The organism is Sporomusa sp., from assembly GCF_035561255.1.
In the GTDB taxonomy this organism is placed as follows: Bacteria; Bacillota; Negativicutes; order Sporomusales; family Sporomusaceae; genus Sporomusa.
Map to the genome: position 1 here is coordinate 1 of NZ_DATMXX010000340.1, position 10,552 is coordinate 10,552.

Consider the following 10,552-nt stretch of genomic DNA (forward strand, 5'->3'; position numbering starts at 1 on the left):
TTTTTTTTGTTGACCGTCAAGCGGCAGGATTCTTATTATGTGGTCGCCATTCAAATGACTTTAGCAATCAACTGAACAAGATTAAAATACTTTCCGCCCTCAGCCTCCATCATTTTGATGTCCTCAGCGACAATGGGATGATAACCGGTCTGCCATTCTTTCCACGCCTGTCTGCAACAGGCCATTTCGCGGCTGTCCACCATTTCAATTCCCTCGGCCCTCTTCCACAAATCTTTCCACCAATCAAGAGAGTGCAGGGTTCTTTCCATCTCACTATTCCAAAACGGCTGCATATCATCGGGAACATTTTTCCCAAATTCGTATTTTAAGCCGGGAATAGCCACGGCGATATAGCCGCCCTTTTTCACAAAAGGAATGAGCGACGGGAGCATTTCCGCCGTATCACCGAAATAATGGTAAGCGTCCACAGTAAACAACAGGTCAAAATATCCGTTTGCGAAAGGCAATCCTTTGGTCGCGTCTACTGAAATCGGAACGGCTTTATCGTCAATCCCGATAGATTTGAAACGCTCATAGTTTTCAGTCGGTGAAATCCACAAGTCGGCGGCGAAAACTTTTACGCCGTATTTTTGTGTCAGCAAGAGCGTGGAAAGACCGCACCCACAACCGAGGTCAAGTATACGCATATTCTCATTGACGTTTAGGCATGACGCTAATTCCTCTGCTACTCGCATGGCATTAGGCCCCATCATGGTAGCTTTCAAAAATTCCATGTTATTCTGACTGGAAATAAATTGATTTGTAAATGTGTACATAATATTCTTCCTCCGTTAATCCTTTATCTTGCTGCTATAAATCAATTATAGTAGTTATATTATTACAATGCACCCTACAAGATAATTCAGAATCGAGTAGGAGCTGAATAATTAGTTTATTCAGCGACCTCTCACACCACCGTACGTACCGTTCGGTATACGGCGGTTCAATAACTTAACGTAAATGAAATACCTCGTATTTTTTCGCTATGTTCATATAGCCTAGAGATTCGAGGTATTTGTCTGTTAGTGTCCTCTGTAAAATAACGCTGCCGGCAATACGCCAGTATCCTAAGCGCGTATTAGCGTATTCCCATGCCTTACCTTTATCCAGTCCTAACTTTTGCAGGTTCATGAACTTGGTTGCTATCTTCTTCCATTGCTTCCATAGATACATTCGCAGTCGGCGTCGTATCCATTTATTTATTTCCCTCATATGGGTACTCATATCTGCAATCGAAAAGTAATTCAACCAGCCCGTTGTATACTGCTTTAGTCCTTGCAACATATCTTGCATGTTACGTCCGCGGCTCCGACCAGTGATTTGCTTGATCTTTTCTTTAAAGCGTTTCATCACTTTACCATGTGCTCGTATTCCGATTTGTCCCATCGTCTTATGCAGGGAGAAGCCGAGAAATTTCACTTTCAGCGGACTACCGATCCTGCTTTTTTGGCGGTTTACCTGTAATTTCAGGTTTCCCTCCAGAAACTTCACACAGCTCGCCATGACACGCTTTGCCGCGCGTTCTGTCTTTACATATATATTGCAATCATCGGCATATCTCACGAACTTATGACCCCGATTTTCTAGCAGTTGGTCAAATTTCGTCAGATAGATATTGGATAACAGCGGTGACAGGTTTCCTCCCTGCGGGGTTCCCGTTTCACTGGGACTGACTATGCCGCCTTCCATAACTCCGCTTTTCAAGTATTTTCGAATAAGAGCAATCACTCTTTCATCCTTGATTTCTTTGCGGAGCATGTTGATGAGCATGTCATGATTTACCGTATCAAAGTACTGCGCTAAGTCAATATCTACTACTTTCGTATATCCTGCCCTGTAGTATACTTCTGCTTGTTTTATCGCCTGGTGTGCATTTCTGCCAGGTCGAAAACCATAGCTTGTTTCGGAAAATGTCTTTTCAAAGATGGGCATTACTACTTGGGCTATTGCTTGCTGTATCAACCTGTCGAGTACGGTTGGTATTCCTAGTTTTCGGGTTCCACCATCCGGTTTGGGTATTTCTACCCTTTTCACTGGTTGTGGAGTGTATCTTCCTGTTCGCAGCAATTTAAGAAATTCTTCTTTATTTTCTTTCAACCACCGCTTCATGTCTCCAACCTGCATTCCGTCCACTCCTCCTGCACCTTTCTTGCGCAGTACCTGAGCGTAAGCTGCATTGAGATTGTTTCGGTCTAGTATTTCCTCTAACAGATTTACGCGGTTTTCTTTTACAATTTCCAGTACCGCCATGCTCCGCACTCCCTTGTTGCTCTCTGCTTCCAGCATACCCTGGCAAGGGCAGCCCATTTTACTGGTTTTCTGCTCTCTTAACATGACTCACCTTCCTTTGTTCAAAAACTCGATTATTGTTCGGTCCTTCCCGAAAAAAAAACTTCGGTGTAGAGTCGGAAGAGGCGGCCATCGTGTGGCTACCTCCGTCCGCTCGATCAAACGGATCGTGCGGTTTTCCCGCAATCCGCTTTCCTCATCTGATGGGTTCCCCCTACGATCGGCCACCAATGCTGGGTATAATCTGCGTCAAGTTTACCAATCCGAATTTGCCGTATAGCACTTCTTCTGAATGCTTTTTCCAGCCCACATTCCGCCAACGCCTGTATATAAATGACCGTAGGCGATGGATGATCCAGCCCGTCAATTTGTTAAATAGCTTGCGGACATGCGCTTTGCGAAAGTAATTTCCCCAGCCGCGTATGATGGGATTTATGTTATCTATCACTTCTTTCAGTGTCAGCGGCGTCCGTCTGCGTGTATGCTTTCTGATTTGTTCCTTAAACCGTGCTACTGATTGCTCTTTTGGTATTGCATACAGATTCAGCGGATTTGTTGTCGTCTTGAGCTTTTCTTTTGGCAGTTTTCTTCCTTTACCTTGTTTCACTTTGTAACCGAGAAACTCAAATCCGTAGGAGATATGCGTTATTCTGGTCTTTGTGGGATGTATCTCCAGTTCCAAACCGTGCAGTATTTCTCTGGCCGCCTTAAGCGCTTGCTCCGCTTCTGCCTTTGTCCGGCACACTACGAGCCAATCATCAGCAAAACGGGTTAGCTTATACCCTCTTGCAACCATTTCGTTGTCAAAGGGCGTCAGATAGATGTTGCTCAGTAACGGACTGATTACCCCGCCTTGCGGTGTTCCGCTCGGTGTAGGGTACTGGACTCCCTTCTCTTTATACCCGGATTTGAGGATCTGGCGGATGAGTGCCAGCACTCTTCCGTCACTTATCTTCTCCGCTACCATATCGATTAACTTATCATGATTAACACTGCCAAAATAATCCCGTAGATCCGCATCGACTATCCAGCGATTACCCTCCATAATCTCCCACCATATTTTACGCATTGCATCGTGAGCGGAGCGTTCCGGGCGATAGGCGAAGCTACAGGCATGGAATGTCGGGTCAAAGATGGGTTCCAGTCGATTCTTGAGTGCCTGCTGACATACTCGATCTTGTATTGTCGGTATGCCTAGCTGCCTCATTTCTCCCGGGTTCCCTCGCTTGGGTATTTGCACCCGGCGCACAGGCATCGGTCGATACGCGCTTGTCTTCAGTTGTTCGTGCAGAATTCCTAGGTTTTCAGCGAGGGCTGCTCCGTACTGTTGAATGTCTACAGAATCTATTCCTCCTGCTCCATCGTTTTCTTTGACTCGTTCCCAAGCCCGTTGAAGATTGGTTAAATGGTACACTTTGTCAATCAATGAGTGTACTTTGGTTTTTCGAGTCGCGCCAATTAGTTCCATCGGTTTCAGTCTCCTCGGTTACAAGTTCCGGGTCTTTCACAAAAGGAACTTTCCTTTTCTCGCAACGTACTCACTACTTCCTTTGGCTATTGGCTGTCAGTTGAGCGAATCGCCTTCCCCTCGGTTGCCTCCTTTTGGGATGGGCCGAGCTATCTTTTCTAGATAGTCCTAGCGTTTCTGTTGTTCGCTAGTTGAAGTACTATTCGATTCTCCGAATCCTCGCACCGCATCCGCACGCATTTCGGGGTTTCCTTATAGCACGCTTTACTGAGTTGCTATGTTGTTCTATGGAGTGTTCGTTCATAGCTACCAGCACTCCGGCTATTTTTATCCACCGGCCTGTTTATCGGTGTACTTTACTCAGACGATACGAGGTCTCCGTGGGTCACGCAATTATCTTCCCCACCATGCCGCCCGCAAACACCTTGGTGCGATGGGTGGACTAGAGCGCCTTCGCCTCCATAGTGCAGGCTCGACCTTGTCCCATCTTTGGCCGACCGGTTCATCCTCGGAGTAGCCTCCTTTGATTACGGCCTGGTAGTTCTCCTCAAACCCTCCGGACTCTCCTCACGGTAGACGCCCTGCCCTCCGAGTTATCTCGGCCCCCGAGGCATTACCCCCGAGTTTGGATATGAGTCCCCTAGTCAGGTACTCAGCGGGACTTTAACCCGCCTGATAACTGCGCTGCCACGCGCACACTATGACCTCTGCTGACTTCTCACAGTAAATCTTGTTTCAACCATGCTTCAAAAGAACTATCTCCACATGTCTGTGAGACCTCCCCGGGTAAGAACGCAGTCTTTCTCCCCATCTACCTGCCACATCTACAAGATTAACCTCGAATAGTTTTGGGCTTTGGTTTGTGTTGCAACCTTACCCGGTTTCTTCCTGCCTTATATGTGGTTTCTGTTCGTCAGACCAGGGATTTGCCTCCAGCTTCCTTCAGATTCCATCTCACGATGGACACCCTTGCTCTTGGCTATGCGCTTGGCACTATTAACCCGCGCTTGGGACTTTCACCCTTTAGACTGCGCCCATGCCGGGCGCACAACAAAAAAGCGACACGGCAAAATCACCATGTCGCTCTCACTTTAGCATTGACTTTTCATATCAGCCAATATTTTGTAGATTGTTTTGGGTGATAAGTAATTACAGCTTGCAATATTCTCAACCGAAATACCGTCTTGATACTGGGAAAAAATTATCTCGTTGCGTTCCTGAATATATTGCCTGCTGTTTTTTACTTCCCCCCACCGTTTTTTATTCTCTGCCTTTCGTGGGATATAAATATATTCACCGTCAATATACTGTTGTATTGCTTCTACCAAATCGGCGGGAAATACACTAACTGCGTTCTTGTAGCCCATTATGCTCCTCCTAAAATTGTAGTTTTAGGATTGAGCAAAGGCTATCTCACAGCATGTTTGTTATGCGATAGCCTTTGCTCCGCATAACACCAACTCCAAATAATATAGGATGATAAGCCATTTTCCTTTCTTAAAGATTTTACCTTTCCCGATTTTTACCTTTTGCAAACCTTCGGGCGTTCTTCATACCACCTACACCGCTAAACATTTCATTCAGCTTCGTAGTTTCAATTTGCTTGAAATTAAGACCCTCGTATTTTGCCTCTTTCTTTAGTTTTTGATAGCTTAAAAGCCTTTCGACGGAAAGAGTACCGTCACAAATCGCTTTTTGCACCGCACAACCCGGTTCGCTGGCGTGCGTACAATCATGGAATTTACACATAAACGCAAGCTCGTCAATATCTGCAAAGGTTTTAGACAGATTAGCACTTTCCAGGCCAAGCTCTCTCATTCCCGGCGTGTCAATGACTATGCCGCCATTTTTTAGCAGAATAAGCTCGCGCCTTGTGGTCGTGTGCTTCCCTTTATCGTCATTTCTAAGTCCTTTGGTATCCAGCTTATCTTCTCCAATTAAGCGATTGATAAGAGTAGACTTGCCAACGCCTGATGAACCGATAAACGCGATTGTTTGGCCTTCTTTAATATACCGCATTATCTGGAAATAGCCGTCCTCACGCATGGCCGTGGTAACAAGAACATCGGCGCCAACGGCGACAGTATCCACTTCATGGAGTTTTTGTTCCACATCGTCAGATAAATCCGATTTAGTCAAAACGATAACGGGAACCACTCCACTATCCCAAGCGATGGACAGGTAACGCTCCAACCTACGCAGATTAAAGTCGTTATTCAGCGACATACATATGAAAACCGTGTCGATATTACTCGCCACAACCTGCTCGTCGTTTGATGTTCCTGCCGCCTTTCTGATAAAGACGCTTTTTCTTGAAAGCACATGATGAATAATGGCGTTCCCGCTTGCGCTTACATCCCGGTCAAGCATGACAAAATCGCCTACCGCCGGAAAATCAGATAGCGTTTTCGCTTCAAAACGAATTTTACCGGACACCTCGGCCATCATTTCACCGTTTTCGCACATTACCTTATATAAATCTTTCGATTGAGAAAAAACACGCCCAACATAAAGACCATTATATAAAGTAGATTCAGCCGCAAACCTATCGGTGAACCCTAATTTTTTCATATCTATTCTATGCAATTTTTTATCCCCCTGAAAGTTATAGTTATAACTTATGGGAGGTTTTTGTATCGTCTAATTTACACAAACCTCCCGGCTTGCTACAATCTCCGATATACCATATTTGAACATAAACCTGTATCTCCTTTAACATAAATTTTATGTTTCATCAACATTTTACCACAAAAACGCTGGAAAGAAAAACGTTTGCGAATATTGCGCTTACTCCGGCCTTCCGCAAAGCGGCAAGCAATTCATGTGTATACATACTCATAAAACGCTTGTTGGGGCCTTGCCCCAAACCCGCCGCTTCTGGACAAAATGTCCCGAAGTGCTTACTTTTCTTTTTCGGTTTTCTTTACGGGCGGGGCAAGCTCTCATCTGCTGCGGGGTTTTGTCCTTGCCAAAATATTTATTGAGTTCCTCACCGGATACCACATTCATGCGGAATGGGCCACCGGCATCAGCCGCTCCGAACTGTTGGGATTGAAGTGGATAGACTTCAATTTCATCACCGACAGCGTCAGCTTCCAGCGGGCCGTCATCATCACCGACAACGGCCTGGAACTGGACGACACCAAAACCACTGCCCGCCGACGTGTTCTGCCGCTGCCGGAAATCACTATGCTTGAGATCAAGCAGCACCAGGCACGCCAGACGGCAGCCATCGCTGCCAGCAAGACCGGCGGGCCAGCCCTGGGAGGATAATGACCTGGTATTCGGCCAGGAAAAAATCGCCTCATGGCCTAATTCTTCCTTTCCGGTCGCACCGATCACTCATGAAACACCACTTAATTAACAGTTTAGAAAATTCAGTTTCTGCCGCGTTGTTGTACGGTAGTTGTAAAACTGCTATGAAAACGAAAAAAAGAGCTTTACGAAAACCTCGTAAAACTCTTGAAATATCAATGGCGACCCCGGCAGGATTCGAACCTGCGACCTTTTGATTCGTAGTCAAACGCTCTATCCAGCTGAGCTACGGAGTCATGTTGACATGCTACTTGACTATTATATTATGCAAATCAACTAATGTCAACACTCATGAAAGTTTTTCCCTAAGGATACACAGTAGCTCTTTATTTTAGTTAAAGCAATAGATAGCCAAGTTGTTGAAAGCAGGATTTTCTCCTGCGTTTAAGAAATATGTATTATCAGAAGTGAACTAGGAGGTTTGCCATGTTTCGTTTCATATTTTGTGTTTTATGCTATCTAACGTTTGTCAGCTTGCCGTCCTCGACTCAAGCCTATGTTTCATTTTTAACTACAGAACAGATAGATACCGTTAAGGCAAAGGTTCAAGTAGATCTTGATGCAAAAAAAGCATTGTTGCTTCTATTGCGTCAAGCTGACCGGGCTGTAGCCCAACCAGCCAAAATTCCTAAAGAATATGCTGGTTTAGCCCAAGATTACCGCTGCCCAAATCAGGGTGTATTGCTAAACTATGATGAAAAAACAGGTGTCCACCGCTGTCCAATAGACAATAAACAGTATAGTGGTGAAAAACTGGATGCTGCCCAACGCTTTTATGTACATATGAGAAATAGCCGAACGACCAAAGATCTAGGACTGGCTTACGCCCTAACTGGCGACAATAAATACGCAGCAACTAGCCGGGATATCCTGCTACAATACGCGAAAAACTGGTCTGAATATAAAACTCCCAACAAAGATAGTCACGGTCATTTATTCTTGCAACTGCTTGATGAAACCCAATTTGCAACTAATATCGCCTGGGGCTATAACCTAATATATCCTACACTAACGACTGCGGAACAACAAACTATTGAAAACGACCTCATTCTCCCCTTATACAATATTATACAAGCTCAAAGAAGTGATAAAATCAGCGCTAATCGTTCCTGGGAAAATGCGGCCAGTATCCTATTGGGCTTTGCGATTGATAACTCACTATGGTATAAAGAGGCCATAGAAGGACCACTCGGCGTTGCGGAACAGGTCGATAAAGGCGTACTCGCTACTGGTTTATGGTCAGAAGATCCTCTTGCTAACCACTACACTACACTCTCTGCACTCTCAACAGTAGCCGAAGTCGCTCCCCGGTTTGGCTATGATTTAACGTCACTCCCTAAGTTTAAAGCAATGTTTACCGCATCACTAACAATAACTGAACCCCTAGATCAACCACAAAGAATATCTGCTATTGATCTTTATGAATTAGCCTATACCTGGTATAAAGAGCCATTATATGCCAACTACCTGACAAGTACTTACACCAATCCAGCAATCAAAGTAGACCGGGTGAGTTATCGAGCACTCTTTTACGGCTTGCCCTTACCGGCTACAAAAGCAGCACCTATTCCAAGCTCCCCACCCAAACCTCTCCTGATAAATACAGAACCAAAATAGATAAAAGGCTGATCACATCAATGATCAGCCTTTTATCTATTTTGATTTCGTGTTATATATTGTGGCGGCAGCAATAGCTGCCCCAATACCAGAGCCATCTTTACTAAGTTTAATGGTTATCTGCTTAGCCTTATCCCCAAATATTTCAGCCAAAGCCGTATATAAATTGTCAGCATATCCCGGCATCTTCTCGTACAACGAACCATCAACCGCAATAGTATGCCGTCTAGTAAGCCCCGGATCAATCTTGACCAATATTCCGGCCCACGTAGCCGCCGCTAACCGTGCTGAACGCCTCGCAACAAGCCATGCAGCAGTCTTAATTGCAGCAAGCTCGCTGAGACTTAACCCATTTATCCGCCAGCGTTTAGCTGCCATATCAGCCACCGCTTTCAGTTCTGGTGTTGTATCTGCCAGGATTGGTGAAATATCTTCGGTAGACACCGAATATGGAGTCCTTACCCTGTCTGAACTTATACTAATATGCCCCTCTACTGCAAGCGAATTTACAATCAACCGTACCAGTTCTCCCAAATATTGACCTGATGTCATCTTTTCAAGCCGCTGAGCACTTGGTTTCTCACTAATTTGATCCAGGAGTATGTCATATTCTGTCTGACAGATCCCGTCAAAGTTACCCGATTCCAGGTTAACAATCATAGGTTGGCTGGTGAGAGGATGACAGGGCTCAAGATAACAGCTATTATGACCAGTGCCACAGATCGCCCCAATAGAAGTAGCAGTGTCGGTATAGGCGGTTGCCAATAAGGTACCGGTTGTATCATTTAATACTGCTAATGATTGAACATGTCCACTCCCCCTACGATCTAGCGCCACCTGCAATAACTGACCAATATTCTGACCTTCAACACCGGTAGTTTTAAATTCTTTAGTCCAACTGATTAACACCGCTTCATTGACACCATGCTGCCGGCATGGGAAAGAAAATGTATGGCCCAGGGGATAAGTATGACCTGGTGGTGCAATCTCAGATACTTTGCCGGCGATGAAGTCGAAAAGTTCCGTGCCAGAGGCTGATGACGAGGTATAATCATAAATTCCATCCCTATCTTTAAGCAGAGCAGATCGTTTATCAATGATATTAACCCGACCTTTACCAGCCAATTCAACCAGTAATACACGAACATTAGTACCGCCAAAATCAACAGCAATCACTTTGCCTTCCTCCCGGCCTGTCGGATTGCTAATAAAGGACGGCAACATCCTAAGGGAGCTTTGTCTTCCTGCAAGTCCATCAGACATGGCTTGTTGGAAACCAGAGGCGATATCCCGCATAAACTTGGCAGATACAGTGAATTGTTCTTCAATTAGCCCTAAAGCTGCAGGTAATTTGTCCAAGGCGATCTACCTCCAGGGTTAATATAAGATATTAAATAAGCCCCCACGAGGAGGCTACTTATTATAATATTTGCTTGGTGTAAAAATAAACCTTATACCCCGCATCAACCGCACGTATTGGCGTATTAACAGGCGTTTTAAATCTGGCCATACCATACCTAGAATAATGGCAGCGATAAAGAGCATACGTATATTAACAGCAGTATAAAACTGGTCAGTAACTATAAACCCAACTATAGCCATTCCGGTAAGGCTGGTCCAACTCATAAAGAACCCCTTCTTCCACTTGCTTATCACATTATATGCTCTATTAAAAGCACAAATACTGCAAATAAAGCAATTGAATCCAGCAGATTAATTATCCTGCTGAATGCGATAGTATTTGCTTATTTGGCTGTCCAACAACTGACTGGCTTCCAGAACTTGAGGATCAGACAATCCATAAGACATAGCAAGCAAATTCATTTGTTTACGCAAATATTCTATTATATCAAGGATATTCAA

General features: G+C 44.8%; 9 protein-coding genes and 1 tRNA gene. 1 reads left to right on the forward strand and 9 read right to left on the reverse strand.

Going from position 1 to position 10,552, the window contains the following annotated elements; all coding sequences use genetic code 11:
• Positions 1-50 precede the first annotated feature (50 nt).
• The 7 genes from VN379_RS19000 to VN379_RS19030 all read right to left on the reverse strand — a co-directional run bounded on the left by VN379_RS19000 (position 51) and on the right by VN379_RS19030 (position 7,308).
• On the reverse strand, positions 51-776 hold the full coding sequence (locus tag VN379_RS19000; protein WP_325536718.1) for an SAM-dependent methyltransferase: 726 nt from the start codon (positions 774-776) through the stop codon (positions 51-53).
• A 175-nt stretch (positions 777-951) separates the two neighbouring features.
• Positions 952-2,334 (reverse strand): group II intron reverse transcriptase/maturase, encoded by a 1,383-nt coding sequence (gene ltrA / locus VN379_RS19005; RefSeq protein WP_325536720.1) that lies wholly within the window; start codon positions 2,332-2,334, stop codon positions 952-954.
• 169 nt (positions 2,335-2,503) lie between these two features.
• On the reverse strand, positions 2,504-3,757 hold the full coding sequence (gene ltrA / locus VN379_RS19010; RefSeq protein ID WP_325536722.1) for a group II intron reverse transcriptase/maturase: 1,254 nt from the start codon (positions 3,755-3,757) through the stop codon (positions 2,504-2,506).
• Between the two features lie 1,091 nt (positions 3,758-4,848).
• Positions 4,849-5,124, reverse strand: a complete 276-nt coding sequence (locus VN379_RS19015) for a CD3324 family protein (RefSeq protein WP_325536724.1) — start codon at positions 5,122-5,124, stop codon at positions 4,849-4,851.
• A gap of 139 nt (positions 5,125-5,263) precedes the next feature.
• Positions 5,264-6,343 carry a ribosome small subunit-dependent GTPase A gene (gene rsgA / locus VN379_RS19020; protein WP_325536725.1) on the reverse strand — a complete coding sequence of 360 codons (1,080 nt, stop codon included), beginning with the start codon at positions 6,341-6,343 and terminating at the stop codon, positions 5,264-5,266.
• A 249-nt stretch (positions 6,344-6,592) separates the two neighbouring features.
• Positions 6,593-7,099 (reverse strand): hypothetical protein, encoded by a 507-nt coding sequence (locus VN379_RS19025; RefSeq protein WP_325536727.1) that lies wholly within the window; start codon positions 7,097-7,099, stop codon positions 6,593-6,595.
• 132 nt (positions 7,100-7,231) lie between these two features.
• Positions 7,232-7,308, reverse strand: a tRNA-Arg gene (locus VN379_RS19030).
• Between the two features lie 190 nt (positions 7,309-7,498).
• Here VN379_RS19030 and VN379_RS19035 point away from each other — a divergent pair.
• Positions 7,499-8,689 (forward strand): alginate lyase family protein, encoded by a 1,191-nt coding sequence (locus VN379_RS19035; protein ID WP_325536729.1) that lies wholly within the window; start codon positions 7,499-7,501, stop codon positions 8,687-8,689.
• Positions 8,690-8,725: 36 nt separating this feature from the next.
• Here the strand turns inward: VN379_RS19035 and VN379_RS19040 are convergent, their stop codons facing one another.
• Together VN379_RS19040 and VN379_RS25205 are read right to left on the reverse strand one after the other, a co-directional pair.
• On the reverse strand, positions 8,726-10,048 hold the full coding sequence (locus VN379_RS19040) for a hexokinase (protein WP_325536731.1): 1,323 nt from the start codon (positions 10,046-10,048) through the stop codon (positions 8,726-8,728).
• Between the two features lie 354 nt (positions 10,049-10,402).
• A complete protein-coding gene (locus tag VN379_RS25205; RefSeq protein ID WP_414715019.1) occupies positions 10,403-10,552 on the reverse strand; it encodes a Spo0E family sporulation regulatory protein-aspartic acid phosphatase in 150 nt (49 codons plus the stop codon).